Source organism: Variovorax sp. FG153 (assembly GCF_057809595.1).
In genome coordinates this window covers 1-14438 of sequence record NZ_JBMDKG010000074.1, presented here as the reverse complement: position 1 = coordinate 14438, position 14438 = coordinate 1, and the positions used below count along the sequence as shown (strand labels likewise).

14 protein-coding genes are annotated in these 14438 nt (G+C 70.0%); 5 read left to right on the top strand and 9 right to left on the bottom strand.

Annotated elements, in window-relative coordinates:
- Window positions 1–10 precede the first annotated feature (10 nt).
- Genes ACODT0_RS40470 through ACODT0_RS40445 form a run of 6 tightly spaced genes read right to left on the bottom strand, consistent with a single transcriptional unit; the run spans window position 11 to window position 5297 of the window.
- Entirely contained in the window at window positions 11–580 is a 570-nt protein-coding gene (locus ACODT0_RS40470; protein ID WP_489043881.1) for an NADPH-dependent FMN reductase, read from the bottom strand.
- Window positions 581–594: 14 nt separating this feature from the next.
- Entirely contained in the window at window positions 595–1566 is a 972-nt protein-coding gene (locus ACODT0_RS40465; RefSeq protein ID WP_413765351.1) for a tripartite tricarboxylate transporter substrate binding protein, read from the bottom strand.
- Window positions 1567–1584: 18 nt separating this feature from the next.
- On the bottom strand, window positions 1585–2442 hold the full coding sequence (locus tag ACODT0_RS40460; RefSeq protein WP_296724214.1) for a fumarylacetoacetate hydrolase family protein: 858 nt from the start codon (window positions 2440–2442) through the stop codon (window positions 1585–1587).
- 34 nt (window positions 2443–2476) lie between these two features.
- A complete protein-coding gene (locus ACODT0_RS40455) occupies window positions 2477–3214 on the bottom strand; it encodes an IclR family transcriptional regulator (protein WP_057596260.1) in 738 nt (245 codons plus the stop codon).
- A gap of 33 nt (window positions 3215–3247) precedes the next feature.
- Window positions 3248–4747 (bottom strand): bifunctional 3-(3-hydroxy-phenyl)propionate/3-hydroxycinnamic acid hydroxylase MhpA, encoded by a 1500-nt coding sequence (mhpA, locus tag ACODT0_RS40450; protein ID WP_489043880.1) that lies wholly within the window; start codon window positions 4745–4747, stop codon window positions 3248–3250.
- Window positions 4740–5297 carry a VOC family protein gene (locus tag ACODT0_RS40445; RefSeq protein WP_413765349.1) on the bottom strand — a complete coding sequence of 186 codons (558 nt, stop codon included), beginning with the start codon at window positions 5295–5297 and terminating at the stop codon, window positions 4740–4742. The genes mhpA and ACODT0_RS40445 overlap by 8 nt, the downstream gene beginning before the upstream one ends.
- Window positions 5298–5445: 148 nt before the next feature.
- Between ACODT0_RS40445 and ACODT0_RS40440 the strand changes: the two genes are divergently transcribed.
- Complete coding sequence (locus tag ACODT0_RS40440; protein WP_261213298.1) at window positions 5446–6435, top strand: Bug family tripartite tricarboxylate transporter substrate binding protein; 990 nt, start codon at window positions 5446–5448, stop codon at window positions 6433–6435.
- A gap of 18 nt (window positions 6436–6453) precedes the next feature.
- Here ACODT0_RS40440 and ACODT0_RS40435 read toward each other — a convergent pair whose 3' ends face one another.
- Both ACODT0_RS40435 and ACODT0_RS40430 read right to left on the bottom strand, forming a co-directional pair.
- The gene (locus tag ACODT0_RS40435; protein WP_413765695.1) at window positions 6454–8157 is read right to left on the bottom strand and encodes a long-chain-fatty-acid--CoA ligase; all 1704 of its coding nucleotides are present in this window, start codon (window positions 8155–8157) and stop codon (window positions 6454–6456) included.
- Between the two features lie 15 nt (window positions 8158–8172).
- Complete coding sequence (locus ACODT0_RS40430; protein ID WP_296724199.1) at window positions 8173–8610, bottom strand: nuclear transport factor 2 family protein; 438 nt, start codon at window positions 8608–8610, stop codon at window positions 8173–8175.
- 151 nt (window positions 8611–8761) lie between these two features.
- Here ACODT0_RS40430 and ACODT0_RS40425 point away from each other — a divergent pair, with 151 nt between their 5' ends.
- Window positions 8762–9820, top strand: coding sequence for an AraC family transcriptional regulator (locus ACODT0_RS40425; RefSeq protein WP_296724197.1), 1059 nt, complete (start codon window positions 8762–8764; stop codon window positions 9818–9820).
- A gap of 174 nt (window positions 9821–9994) precedes the next feature.
- Window positions 9995–11656 (top strand): tannase/feruloyl esterase family alpha/beta hydrolase, encoded by a 1662-nt coding sequence (locus tag ACODT0_RS40420; protein ID WP_489043879.1) that lies wholly within the window; start codon window positions 9995–9997, stop codon window positions 11654–11656.
- 1 nt (window position 11657) lies between these two features.
- Here the strand turns inward: ACODT0_RS40420 and ACODT0_RS40415 are convergent, their stop codons facing one another.
- Window positions 11658–12329 carry a TetR/AcrR family transcriptional regulator gene (locus tag ACODT0_RS40415; RefSeq protein WP_296724190.1) on the bottom strand — a complete coding sequence of 224 codons (672 nt, stop codon included), beginning with the start codon at window positions 12327–12329 and terminating at the stop codon, window positions 11658–11660.
- 166 nt (window positions 12330–12495) lie between these two features.
- Here ACODT0_RS40415 and ACODT0_RS40410 point away from each other — a divergent pair, with 166 nt between their 5' ends.
- Window positions 12496–13299: a crotonase/enoyl-CoA hydratase family protein gene (locus ACODT0_RS40410; protein WP_296724188.1), complete on the top strand. Its 804-nt coding sequence runs from the start codon at window positions 12496–12498 to the stop codon at window positions 13297–13299.
- A 33-nt stretch (window positions 13300–13332) separates the two neighbouring features.
- Window positions 13333–14322 carry a Bug family tripartite tricarboxylate transporter substrate binding protein gene (locus ACODT0_RS40405; protein ID WP_296724185.1) on the top strand — a complete coding sequence of 330 codons (990 nt, stop codon included), beginning with the start codon at window positions 13333–13335 and terminating at the stop codon, window positions 14320–14322.
- Window positions 14323–14438 lie beyond the last annotated feature (116 nt).

The window sequence follows — 14438 nt, the reverse complement described above, 5'->3', positions numbered from 1 at the left end:
CGCTGGCGCCCTACGACCTCAGCGTTTGCAGCGCCGAAGTCCAGCGCAGCAGTTCGTCGAGCATCGCCTTCGCGGCCGCCGCGTTGGCGGGGTTGGCCGACAGGCCGCCCTCGGCCTGCAGTTGCTGGCCCACGTTCGTGAACGCGACCGCCTCGAGCATCGGCACCACCTTGAGCGTGCCGAGCAACTGCTTGGTGACGTGCACCGCGCGGATGCCGCCCGACATGCCGCCGTAGCTCACGAAGCCGACGGCCTTGTACTGCCATTCGCGCACGAGGTAGTTCAGGGCATTGACCAGCGCGCCCGGCGGTGCGAAGTTGTATTCGGGCAGCACGAACAGGAAGGCATCGGCCTCGGCGACGCTCGCGCTCCAGGCGCGCGTGTGCTCGTGCGTGTAGCGCTGCAGGCGCGGATGCTCGGGTTCGTCGAACACCGGCAGGCCGAAGGCGGCCAGGTCGACGAGACGGGCTTCGAAGCCGCCGTGCGCTTCGGCGATGCCGTGCGCCCACTGGGCGACGGCCGGGCCCACGCGGCCGGGCCGCGTGCTGCAGATCAGGGTATGGAGGATGGGACGGGTCATCGCGGAATCCTAAGTCATGGCGCGGCCAGTCCGAGGCGTGCGAGGGTCGCGGCCTTGAGGCGGCTGTCCTCGCGCACCTGGCGCTCGAAGTCCTTGCCCGGCTGGAAGTCGACCACCTGGTTGGCGCCGCGCGCCCAGGCCTGGTATTTGGGCGAGGCCACGGCCTCGCGGCACGAGGACTCGAGGCGCGCGACCACCTCGTCGGGCGTCTTCGCGGGCACCAGCACGCCGCCGAAGCTCGCCTGCACCACGGGCACGCCCGACTCCTTGAGGGTGGGCACGTCGGGGAACGAGGGATGGCGCTTGTCGGTGTACACGGCGATCAGGCGCAGCGCGCCCGATTGCAGGTGGCCGGTGATCGAGCTCGCGAGCACGGCGCCGAAGCTCAGGCGCTCGCTCAGCAGGTCCTGCAGCATCGGCGCGTCGCCCTTGTAGGGCACGTGCGTGAGCGCGACCTTGCTGGCGGCCTCGATGTCCGAGGTGCCCAGGTGCGGGATCGAGCCGGTGCCCGAGGTGCCGTAGCTGACCCTGCCCGGTTCCTTCCTCGCATCGGCCAGGATGTCCTGCACGCTGCGGTACGGCGACTTGGCCGGCACCGCGATCGCGAAGATGTTGTCGAACACCTTGCAGACGTAGCGGAAGGAGTCGAGCCCGTAGTTCAGGGCCTTGAGCCGGTGCGGCTCGCTGGTCAGCGGCACGGCGGGCGTGAAGACCACGGTGTAGCCGTCGGCGCGCGCGCCGGCGCCCGTGTTCAGGCCGATAGTGCCGGCCGCGCCGTCGCGGTTGATCACCGCGAAGGGCTGGCCGAGGTTCTCGGACATGGCCTGCGCGAGGCTGCGCGCATTGATGTCGAGCCCGCCGCCGGCGGCGAAGGGCACGATCATCTGGATCGGGCGCGAGGGATAGTCGGAGGCCGCCGCGGCGGGCAGCGCGGCGCATAGCGCAGCGAGCAGCAGCGCGCTGCGGCGATCGAATCGTCGGTTCATGGGAATGCCGCCGGCAGGTTACTCGGCGCGGATGCCGTTGCGCAGCACGCCGATGGCGTCGACCTCGATCTCGACGATGTCGCCGGGCTTCATCCACACCGGCGGGTTGCGCTTGGCGCCCACGCCGCCCGGCGTGCCGGTCACGATCACGTCGCCCGCGGCCAGCGGCGTGAAGGCCGAGATGTGGGCGATCTGGCGCGGGATGCTGTGGATCAGCTTGTCGGTGGTGGTGCGCTGCATCTCCTGGCCGTTGAGCCGCGTGACCAGCGTCATCACGCGCCCGTCGGCGATCTCGTCGCGCGTGACCATCCAGGGGCCGAAGCCGCCGGTGCGCCAGAAGTTCTTGCCGGCGGTCCATTGCGGCGTGGCGGTCTGCCAGTCGCGGATGCTTCCGTCGTTGTAGCAGGCATAGCCCGCGATGTGCGACCAGGCATCGGCCTCGGCGATGCGCCGGCCGCCGCGGCCGATCACGACTGCGATCTCGCCCTCGTAGTCCAGGCGCGTCGACTCGGGCGGCAGCACGATGTCCTCGCCGTGCGCGAGCTGCGATTCGGCCACGCGCAGGAACAGCGTGGGTTGCTCGGTGATCTCGCGGCCGGTCTCGCGCACGTGCTCGCCGTAGTTGAGGCCCACGCAGACGATCTTGCCGGGGTTGGGAATCACGGGCAGCAGTTGAAGCTCGCTCAGCGCCAGCGTGGCGCTCGCCTGGCCCACGGCCGTGGCGGCCTCGGCCAGCAGGTCGGCCGCGATCAGCGCCTTCAGGTCCGCGGCGCGTTCGCCGAAGATCTGGCGCAGGTCGACGACGCGGTCCGCGCGGTCGCCGGTCACCGCGCCGTAGCTGTCGGTGCCGTTGAGTTGGTAGCTGATGAGTTTCATGGTCTGTCCGTGAGGAGGAGTGGGTGAAGTAGAACTACGCCAGCCGACCTCCAATGCGCTGCGCGCCCTCGGTGATCAGGTGAACCATCTTGTCGAGGTCGACGATGGACAGGCGCGAGGTGTCGAAGACCAGCTGGATGGCGGCCCATGCGCCCCCGTCGGCCTTCGGGATCGGCGCGGCCACGGCCGCGAGCTGCGGTTCGAGTTCGCCGATCGACACGTAGTGGCCGGCCTTGCGGATCCCCGCGTAGAGACGGCGGAATTCGCTCCACTCGGCCGGCAGCCCGCTGCGCACGACCTCGTCGTGGCGGGCATCGAAGACCTTGCGCAGCTGCGGCGGCGCGAAGGTCGACAGCAGCACCTTGGGCGCGGCGCCCAGGAACAGCGGCCGCGGCCGGCCGCGCCCGTAGGCCAGCGTCGGCGGCGCACCGCCCATCTCGCGATGGGTGTCGAGCACCTGCATGCCGAAGATGCCCGAGCTCACGCAGTCGAAGCCGGTGGCGGCCACCAGTTCGCGCATCACCGGGATGCCTTCGCGCAGCACCGGGTCGGCATTGCGGATGTAGTGGTCCAGCAGGATGATCCGCGGCCCGAGCGCGTAGTGCGAATCCTCCACGCGCTGCAGCAGCCCGGCCTCGAGCAGCAGCCGCACATAGCGGTAGCCGGTGGGCAGCGAGACCTCGAGCGCCGCGGAGATGTCGTCCGCCGTGCGCGTCAGGTGGGTGTCGTCGAACAGGTCGAGCACCCCCAGCATGCGCCCCAGGCTGGACATGGATTTTTCCGGCACGCCAATTCCTCCAGAGTGTCATGGCGCGACGGGGAGGTGTTGCGAGATGCGATCCAGATCGTGCCCCGTGCGCGCGACGCCGACGATATATCGGTCGGGGCGCAGTATCACCGCCCGCGCCTCGTGGGCCTCGAGCCAGTGGCGCAGCGGCGCGTCGGGCCGGTCGATGACGATAGCATCGGCGCGGCGCCAGCGTTCGGCGGTGGCGGGCGCGGCGGCCGCGAGCGCGTCGGGGCTGCCGATCACCGCGCTGCGCCGGCCCAGCAGCTCGTCGAGCAGGCGGCCGTCTGTCAGCCGCGGCTGGGGAAAGGGCCGCCCGGCGAGCGAGCCCGCGTCGGCATCGAAGGCGCCCTGGCCCAGCAACTGCGGCGGCAGCTCGAAGATCTCGGGTCGCCCGGCACGAAAGCGCGCATCGCGCTCGGCCGCGCGCGCGGGATCGGTGGTCTGGATGATGTTGCCCAGCCGCACCGCGAGCTCGATCAATGCGCGCACATGCGGCGCGCGTTCCGACTCGTAGGTGTCGAGCAGCGCGGCGGGCGCGCCGCGCGCGAGCACGGCCTCGAGCTTCCAGGCGAGGTTGGCCGCGTCGCGGATGCCCGCGCACATGCCCTGCCCGAGGAACGGCGGCGTCTGGTGGCAGGCATCGCCGGCCAGCAGCAGCCGGCCCTGGCGCCAGCCCTGCGCGATGACGGAATGGAAGGTGTAGATGGCGGCGCGCTCGAGCCGCGCCTGCTCGGGCTTCACCCAGGGCGCGACCAGCCGCCACAGCGTGTCGGGTTGCACCAGCGCTTCGCGGTCGTCGTCGGGCAGCACCATGATCTCCCAGCGCCGCCGGTCGCCGACCACGTTGCAGTAGGTCATGGGCCGCGCCGGGTCGCAGTGCTGCACCGTGTGGTCGGGCAGTGCGACCGGTTGCCGCAGCAGCACGTCGAACACCAGCCAGGGCTGGCGCAGCCCGAGGTCGACCATCGCGCTGCCCATCTGCCGGCGCACCGGCGAGCGCGCGCCGTCGCAGCCGACGACATAGCGCGCGCTCAGCGTGGCGTTTTCCTGCCGCTGCAGGTCGCGCACGCTCAGCGTGGCGCCGTCCGCGTCCTGCGCGATGCCGGTCAGCTCGTGCCGCAGCCGCAGCTCCACGTTGGGAAAGCGCGCGAGGCCTTCGCGCAGCACGGCCTCGAGCTCGGGCTGGTGGAAGTAGTAGTTGTTGGCGCAGCCATGCGGGCCGAGCGCGGCGCTGCCGCCGCGGATCAGCATCGTCTCGCCCGCGCCGTTGACGAAATGCATGCCCTGCTCGCCGGGGCGCGCGATGGCCAGCACGCGCTCGCGCAGGCCCGCGCCCTGCAGGATGCGCAGCACCTCGCCGTCGAAATGGATCGCGCGCGGCAGCGGGAAGATGCCGGCCTCCTTCTCGAGCACCAGCACCGACAACCCGGCCGCGCCCAGCAGGTTGGCGAGCGTGGCACCGGTCGGCCCGAGTCCGACGATCGCGACGTCGTGCATCTCCATCGCTTCAGCCACGCTGGTCTTCCTGCATGCGGCGCGCCACCTCGGCCTGCCATTGGGCGCGGCTCATGAACTTGGGGAAGCGCTTCGCGATGGCCTCGGCCTGCGCGAGGATGGCTGCGTCGGACTGCGACAGGTCGATGGTCTCGCGCAGCGGCTGGTCGCAGTACCAGGGCGTGTCCATGAACAGCTCGAGCCGGTTGCCCTCGGGGTCGCGGCAGTAGACGGAGATGGCGTTGCCGTGCGTGACCGGGTGCATCTCGCTCGCGCCCTCGGCCAGCAGCCGGTCGTGGAAGCGGCGCAGCGCGCCGAGGTCGGGCACGCGGAACGAGATCTGGTTGACCACGTTGAAGCCCGGGTTCGAGGGCCGGCCGGTGGCCAGCACGAGCTGGTGGTGCTCGCGCGGATCGCGGCTCAGGAACACCAGCTGCACCGCGCCCAGGTCGCCCGCGTCGGTCTGCGTGAAGCGCAGCGCCTGCTTGTAGAAGCGCGCCATGCGCGGCAGGTCGCTCACATGGAGGCCGATGTGGCTGAACTGCAGGTCCGAGGGGCCGAAATCCGTCATCTCAATGTCTCCAAACGATAAATCGCACGGAGCTTTTCCGTCTCGATGATGAAATACTATAGTTATTCTCATATTTTGACAATAACTATGTTTTATCTATCATCGCGACCGGTGCAAGCCGCACCCAAGATCGAATGGAGACAAACCGATGACTGTTTCGAAGACGCGGGGCCGCCGCTGGCTGGCCCATGGATGCATCGCCGTCGCGGGCGTGCTGGCGGGCGCGGCCTGGGCCCAGGCCGACTACCCGAGCAAGGCGGTGCGGATCATTGCCCCCTTCCCCGCCGGCAGCGGCCCCGACGCGAACGCGCGCGAGATCGCGGCCGAGCTCACGAAGCTGCTGGGCCAGAGCTTCTATGTGGAGAACCGCCCCGGTGCCTCGAACATCATCGGCACCGAGGTCGCCGCGAAGGCGCCGGCCGATGGCTACTCGCTCTACATCGGCACCACCAGCTCGCTGTCGGTGGTGCCGCATCTCTATTCGAAGCTGCCCTTCGATGCCGAGAAGGACTTCGCGCCCGTGAGCCTGCTCGGCGTGCTCAACACCGGCCTGATCGCCACGCCCGGCGTGGAGGCGCGCGACGCGCGCGCACTGATCGCCGCGCTCAAGGCCCGGCCCGATTCGGTGGCGGTCGCGACCGCGGGCATCGGCAGCTACTCGCACCTGTCGGCCCTGTGGTTCAACAGCGCCGCGGGCGTGAAGACCAACCTCGTGCCCTACAACAGCAGCAGCCCCTACGTCGACCTGATCGCGGGCCAGGTGCAGCTGATGTTCGACGGCCTGCCGGCCGCCGCGGGCAACATCCACACCGGCAAGCTCAGGCTGCTGGCCATCACCGGCAAGGAGCGCGCGCCGAGCTTCCCCGACGTGCCCACCTTTGCCGAGGCCGGCCTGCCCGACTACGCGCCGATCGCCTGGCAGGGGCTGCTCGCGCCCGCGGGCACGCCCAAGCCCGTGCTCGAGAAGCTCAGCGCGGCGATGCGCAAGGCCTGCCAGTCGAGCGAGCTCGCGCGCAAGTGGCGCGACTACGGCGGCGAGCTGCGCTGCAACACGCCGGCGGAGTTCAAGGCCTTCATCGATGCCGATCGCGCGATGTGGGGCAAGGTGATCCGCGAGGCGCGGATCAAGCTCGATTGAGCGGTGAGCGGCGCGGCGTCAGCAGGCCGCATCCGCCGCGTCCTGCCGCTCCTGCAGCAGCCGCCACATCACCTTGCCACTGCCGCTCTTGGGCAGCGTCTCGGCGAACTCGAAGGCGCGCGGCACCTTGTAGCTCGCCATGTTCACGCGGCACCAATCGATCAACGCCCGTTCGTCGAGCTCCGCATGCCCGGGCCGGCGCACCACCACGGCCTTGACCGACTCGCCGCGGTAGCTGTCCCGGGTGGCGATGACGCAGGCCTCCTGGATGCCCGGGTGCCGGTACATCAGCGCCTCGACCTCGGCGGGCCAGACCTTGAAGCCGGACGCATTGATCATGCGCTTGAGCCGGTCGGTCATGAAGAAGTAGCCGTCCGCGTCGACGCGGCCGATGTCGCCGGTGCGGAAGAAGCGCAGGCCCTCGATCTCGACGAAGGCGGCGCGCGTGGCCTCGGGCTGGCGCCAGTAGCCCGCGAAGACCTGAGGCCCGCGCACCACGATCTCGCCGTCCTGTTCCGGCCCCAGCGGCTGCAGCGTCTGCGGATCGATGACGCGCGCGTCGACACCGATGTAGGGCAGGCCCAGGCACTGCTGGCGGGCGGCGTCGGGCGGATTGCTGTGCGAGGGCGCGGCTGTCTCCGTCAGGCCGTAGGCCTCGACATAGCGCAGTCCGGTCTTCTCGAGCAGCCGTTGCGCGACCGCCTTGGGCATGGCCGCGCCGCCGCCGCCGATGTAGGCCAGGCGCGAGAGATCGAGCCGCTCCCAAGCGGAAGCCGACATCAGGTCGATCACCATGGTCGGGATGTTGGCCCAGTGCGTCACGCCGCGCGCCGACAGCAGGTGCGCCGCCACCTCGCGGTCCCAGCGCGGCATGAGCACCGAGCACGCGCCCGCGTGGATGGCCGCGTGCATCACGCCGACCATGCCGGTGATGTGGAACATCGGGACCACGGCCAGGTTCACGCTCTCGGGCACGAGGCCGTTCCAGGCCTTGACCGCCATCGCGTTGTGCATGATCGCCGCGTGCGACAGCATGCAGCCCTTGGGATGGCCGGTCGTGCCGCTGGTGTAGGGCAGCGCTGCGAGATCGCCGGCGGCGCAGGTGGGCGCCGGTGCCTCGTCGCCGCTGGCCGCATCGGCCCAGTCGTGCACCTGGCCCCGGCGCAGCGCCGGCATCGGATGCGGCGCGGTCAGCCACTCGCGCCAGGCAACGGGCCATTCGTGCGGCGGCACCGCCGCGGGATCGAAGGCATCGGTGAAGCGCGTGACCACCAGGTGGTCGAGGCCCTCGCCCGGCGGCAATGCATCGCTGGCACGGACCATCTCCGCCGCGAGGTCGGCCGTGGTGAAGGCCAGCTTCGCCTGCGCGTCGGCGATGAAGTGCCGGAGCTCCTGCGCCTTGTTCATCGGGTTGATGGGCACCACGACGGCATTGGCGCGCAGGATCGCGAAATGCGCGATCACCAGCTGCGGGCAGTTCTGCATGTCGAGCAGCACCCGGTCGCCCTGGCGCACGCCGAGGCGGTGGAGCCGGCCCGCGAGCGACAGCACCGCCTGCCAGAGTTCGCCGTAGCGGAACTCGCGCCCGAGGAAGACCAAGGCGGCGCGATCGGGATGGCGCCGCGCGCTGGTCTCGAGGTTGGCCCACAGCGGCGTGCGTGCGGGGGCCAGCGTGCGCGGAACGCCCGCAGGCCAATGCGGGATGTTCGGGAGGTCTTGCATGGTCATGCCCCGCGCTCAGTACCGGATGCCGCCATCCATGGCGATGCCCGCGCGGCTGAACGCCGCCATCGCCTGCGCGCCGTTCATGTAGACGTCCTTGCGAGTCACCTCGTGGCGCGCATCGACCGTCACCAGGTCGAGCATCTCGACCGTGGCCGTGAACGGACTGCCTTCGGCATCGCGCAGCGCGATGGCCATGCACCATTCGAAGGTCCAGTGGCCGTCGCCGAAGAAGAGGCGCAGCGGCTCGAGCGCGAAATCGAACTTCGCGAACATGGCGGCGCATTGCTGCTGCAATGCCGCGCGGCCGTGCACGGGCGCGGAACCATCGTGCAGCTGGAAGACCGTGTCGGGCGAATGCAGCGCGGCGATGCGTTCGGGCGAGCGGGCTTCCCAGCTCGCGTGGTAGCGCTCGAAGACCTCGCGCAGCGGATGCCGGAGGTCGGCGTTCATGGGTGATGGCATGTCTCGTTCCTGGTTGGAGAGCCGGTGCCGAAGGGCACGGATCGCCGCGCAGTGTTCCGCCGGGCGGGTGGTAGCACCAGGGTCGATCGCGCCAGCGAGGGGTCAGAATCTGCCAACCACCCGAAGCCCGCGAATGGACATGGACGCCTCCCCCTCCACCTTCGAGATCGTCGGCAGCCACGGCAGGGACCTGGACGCGATCGTCCACAGCATGCTGGGCCTGCGCGCGCTGGTGCGCGAGATGGCCGACCAAGGGATAGATGCCGACACCCTGCTGCGGGGCAGCGGTGTGCAGGCGCGGCAGCTCGGCGACTCCGAGGCGCGCATGTCGAACGCGCAGAAGATCTCGATCCTGCGCAATGCCCAGCGGCTGAGCCGCCACCCCGACGTGGGCCTGCGCGCCGGCGCGCGCCAGCAGCTCGGCGACTTCGGCATCTATGGCTATGCGACCGCGAGCTGCGCCACCATCGGCGACGCGATCATCGTCGGCATGAAGCACCTGAAGCTGGTCGGCCCGGTGCTCGAGAAGCGCTTCCGTCTCGAGGGCAGGCTCGCGAAGTTCGAGGGCCGCGACGTCATGGACCTCGGCGACCTGCTGCCGCTGGCCACCGAGTTCTGGATCGGCACCACGCTGAGCCTGGCCAGCTGCGTGCTCGGCGCGCCCTTCCCTTCCCGCTCGCTGAAGCTGCCCTACCCGCGTCCCGCGCATGGCGATGCCTATGCGGCGATGTTCGAGTGCGAGGTGCGCTTCGATGCCGGCACGCTCGAATGGTCCTTCGATGCCGAGCTGCTGCGGCGCCCCTGTCCCCAGGCCAATGCCTATGCGGCCGACCAGTGCCGGCGCGTGTGCGAGAAGCTGCAGCACAACGCCGGCGAAGGCGGCGGCCTCGCGCAACACGTGCGCATGGCCTGCCTGGGCGGGCGCGGCCAGATGCCCGGCGCCGAGCAGTTCGCCGAGCGCTTCGGGCTCTCGGTGCGCACGCTGCACCGCCGGCTCGCCGACGAGGGCGTGCGCTTCCAGGAGTTGGTCGACGAGGCGCGGCTCGAGCTGTCGACCGATCTGCTGCGCAGCACGCGCCTCACGATCGACGAGGTGGCGCTGCGCACCGGGTTCTCGGAGGCGGCGAACTTCCGCCGCGCCTTCCGCAAGTGGACCGGGCTGGCGCCGGCTGCCTACCGGGCGCGGCACGCGGGCTGAGCCCGGATCGATGCGCTCTCGGCGCCTGGCCGAGTCTTTTTCGACCATTCAATTCTGTATGGAAAAGTCAGGGTAAGCCCTGGCTGCGCGTCGCTTCGCTCTCCCTATCATCCGCTCCGACCATTCACATCTGTATGGTGAATGATCGAACTGGCGCCCCAAACCGGAGACAACATGACTCGCAACAGATCGATAGCCCTTGCCCTTTCATGCAGCCTGGCCGCGCTGGTCGCCGGCTGCGGAGGCGGCAGCGGCGGGGGTGGAGACGCGGCCGCGCTGGCGGCCGCGATCGCAGCGGCCAATGCCGGCGCCAACGGGCCGGGATCCGCACCGCCGGCCCCGCGGGCCGCGTTCAAGGAGCGCTGCAGCGGACTCGTCGGCAAGGCCGTCGGACCGGGCAGCATCGCCACGGCCGAAGTGATGGCCGCGTCCGCAACCACGCTGCAGACCTGCCAGGTGCGTGGCGCCATCGTGAGCTCGCCCACCTCGACCATCAACTTCCGCATCGACCTGCCCGAGGACTCGGTGTGGAACCAGCGGCTGGTGCAGATCGGCGGTGGCGGCTACGACGGCGTGGTCGTCGGGCCCGACCTCGTGATGCTGGCCAATGGCGACGTCTACAAGCGCGGCTATGCATGGGTCAGCGCGGATGGCGGCGTGCAGGTGCCTGACCTGAGCTCGACGCTCAACAACCCCTCGGCCTTCGACAACTTCGCCTTCGCCTACCACCCGCAGGTGCTGAAGGCGGCCAGCGCCGCGATCCAGTCGATCTACGGCAAGCCCGCCGCCAGGACCTACTTCTACGGCATGTCCACGGGCGGCCGCGAGGCGCTGCTGCAGGCGCAGCGCTATCCGCAGAGCTACGACGGCATCGTGGCCGGCGAGCCGGTGGTCGATTACAGCAACGTGATCCAGCGCGGGATCGCGCTGGCCAAGCTGGCGTTCTCGAACAACGGCGCTGGCTGGCTCAGCCCGGCCAAGATCAAGCTGTTCGGCGATGCCCAGATGGCGGCCTGCGATGGCCTCGATGGCGCGGTCGACGGCGTCATCTCCCATGTCAGCGCCTGCCGCTTCGACGTGCGCACGCTGCGCTGCCCGGGCGGCGCGGACAGCGGCGACAGCTGCCTGTCGGATCCGCAGATCGCGTCGGTCGACTTCATGCGCTCGGACTTCACGCTGCCCGTGCCGGTGGCGAACGGCATCACCAGGGCGCCGGCCTGGGGCGTGGGCGGAGAGGCTGCCGCGGCCGGCAACTGGACCATCGCGCAGTTCGGCGCGAGCCCGACGGCACCCGCGAGCCAGCTCTACTTCTTCTCCGACTGGTGGCTCAAGTACCAGGTGACCTCGAACGTCAACACGACGGTGCTCGGCTACACGCCGGGGGCCGATCCGGCGCGCTGGCTCGAGCTCTCCGAGAAGGTCAACGCGACGAATCCCGACCTGTCGGCCTTCGCGGGACGCGGCGCCAAGCTGCTGCTGTGGGCCGGCGCGAGCGACAACCTGGTGCCGCCCGGCTATGCCACGGACTACTACCAGAGCGTGGTCGGCAAGCTGGGCCAGGAGACGACCGATTCCTTCATGCGCTTCTACATGCTGCCGGGCGTGGTCCATGGTCCGGGCGGCCCGGGTGCCGGCATCGTCGACAACCTCGCGATCCTCGAGAACTGGGTCGAGAAGGGCAAGGCGCCCGACGATTCGCTCACGGCGGCGCGGCTCGCGGCCGACGGCAAGAGCGTGGAGATGACCCGTCCGCTGTGCCGCTATCCGACCTGGCCGAAGTACCGCGGCACCGGCGACAAGAACCTGGCGGCCAGCTTCAGCTGCGCCTACGACTGAGCTAGCGTGCCTGGGCCTTGCCGGGCTCCGGCGCCAGCAGCATCTGGGCCACGAAGCGGCGGCGCTCGGCCTTGTCGGCGGCGGAGCCCTGGTTCCTGAACAGCGACTCCGACTGCATGTAGCAATAGAGCGTGAAGGCGCGCGAGCGCGCGGACCTGGCGTCGAAGCCGCACGAGAGGAAGCATTCCTCGATGTAGGCGAGCCGCTTGGCATCGACCTCGTCGACGATCATGCGCGCCATCTCGTCGCGCCGGGCCCAGGCCCGGACCGCGAGTTCGACCGAGGCGCCCTTCATGGCCGCGCGGCCATGGAACGGCAGCTCGACCAGCTCGACGATCAGGTCCTGCGCCTCGACGCCCTGCTTGCGGTAGCGCGCGATGATCTGTTCGGTCTGCGCCTCCTGCCAGCTCACGAGGATGCGCTTGAGCAGGTCGTCGCGATCGACGAAGTGCCAGTAGAAGGAGCCGCGCGTCACCTGCAGGAGCTTGGCCAGCACGTCGACGCGGACCGCATCGATGCTCTTGTCGATCAGCAGTTCGGTCGCGGCCACGATCCAGTCGGACGGCCCGAGCTGGGACCGCTCGGAGGCCGGTTTGGCGCCGGCCTCGCTCTTGCGCTGCAGGGCGGCCGAGGCCTTTCGCGGGCGCGGTTTGCCAGGGGTGGTCGTCAGCATGCGCCGATGATAGCGGAGGCCCGCATGCACCAGAGTCAGGGCCGCTTCCCTTGGGCAAACCCTGATCCGTTCGTCCGGATCCGGCTGATAGCATCGCTTCGCCATACACATCTGTACGTGTATTGAGAAACGCGAAAAAGCTCCTTCCCCGACCTCATCGAAAGCCATGCAGTACCAGTTCCTGACCCTCGAACTCCAGGAGGAGATCGCCCACCTGCACCTGAACCGCGCCGGCAAGCGCAATGCCCTCAACGACGGCCTGGTGCTGGAGTTGCGGCATGCGTTCGAGAACCTGCCCGGCCATGTGCGCGCCGCCGTGCTCGGCGGCCATGGGGCGCACTTCTGCGCCGGGCTCGACCTGTCCGAACTGGCCCACCGCGATCCGCCGCAGGCGGTGCAGCACTCGCGCATGTGGCATGCGGCGCTCGATGCCATCCAGTTCGGCCCGGTGCCCGTGATCGCCGCGCTGCACGGGGCCGTGATCGGCGGCGGCCTCGAGCTGGCCGCGGCCTGCCATGTGCGCGTGGCCGATGCCAGCGCCTTCTACGCGCTGCCCGAAGGCACGCGCGGCATCTTCGTCGGCGGTGGCGGATCGGTGCGCATTCCCAAGCTGATCGGCGTTTCGCGCATGGCCGACATGATGCTCACCGGCCGCGTGTACCGCGCCGACGAGGGCGAGCGCGTCGGCTTCTCGCAGTACCTCGTGGCCGAAGGCAAGGCCTGGTCGCACGCGCTCTCACTGGCCCACCAGGTGGCACGCAATGCGCCGCTGACCAATTTCGCGGTGATGCAGGCGCTGCCGCGCATCGCGGAACAGCCCGCGGACCACGGGCTGATGACCGAAGCGCTGATGAGCGCCATCACGCAGAGCGCGCCCGAGGCGAAGCTGCGCGTGCAGGCCTTCCTCGATGGCGCGGGCGCCAAGGTGCGCACGCCGCAGGCCGGCACGCACATCGCGCCCGCTGCCTGAGACAAGACATTCACAACGACCGAGGAGACTTTCATGCAGACACGACGGACCTTCATTCAGGCAGCGGGCGGCGGCGCCCTCGCCTCGCTGCTGCCGCTCGCGGCATCTGCCCAGGCACTGGACCAGGTCAAGATCTACTACGGCTTTCCCGCGGGCAGTGCCGGGGACAGCGTGGCGCGCCGCATCGGCGAGAAGGTCGCGGGCTCCGCGTACTCGCGCAACGTCGCGGTGGTCGACAACCGGCCGGGGGCCGGCGGGCGCATCGCGCTCGAGGTGCTGAAGTCGGCGGCGGCCGACGGCTCGGTGCTGGCGCTGTCGCCGTTCTCCTGCACCTCGATCTATCCGCACGTCTACTCGAAGCTCAGCTACGACGCGAACAAGGACTTCGCCGCCGTGTCGATCGGCGCGGTCATGCACCACGGTCTGGCGGTGGGACCGAAGGTGCCGACCAGCGTGGTCACCGTGCGGGACTTCCTGGCCTGGGCCAAGGCGAATCCGCAGGAGGCGAACTACGGCTCGCCGGCCGCGGGCTCCACGCCGCACTTCATCGGCGCCCTGCTCGGCCTCACGGCCAACGTCGACCTGCGGCACGTGCCCTATCGCGGCTCGGTGCCCGGCATCACCGACGTGGTGGGCGGGCAGATCGCCGCCATGGTCACGCCGAGCGGCGACTTCCTCGCCAACCACCGCGCGGGCAAGCTGCGGATGATCGCGACCTCGGGCCGCCAGCGTTCGCCGTTCTCGCCCGAGGTGCCGACCTTCGCGGAGCAGGGCTTCGCGGACCTCACGACCGAGGAATGGTTCGGCTTCTATGCGCCCGCGCAGACGCCGGCGGCCGCGATCGCCCGCGCCAACGCGGCCGTCAATGCCGCGGTCAAGGAGCGCGCCGTCATCGACAGCCTCGGCGTCGTCGGCCTGATCGCGCGCGGCTCGACCGCGGACGAGATGGCGAAGTCGCAGCAGGCCGAGTTCGAACGCTGGGGACCGCTGGTCAGGCGCATCGGCTTCACGGCGGAGTCGTAGGCGCGCGGATCAGTTCGTCTGCGACAACTGCTCCAGGATCGCCGGGTTCTCGAGCGTCGAGGTGTCCTGCGTGATCGCCTCGCCCTTGGCGATGCTGCGCAGCAGCCGCCGCATGA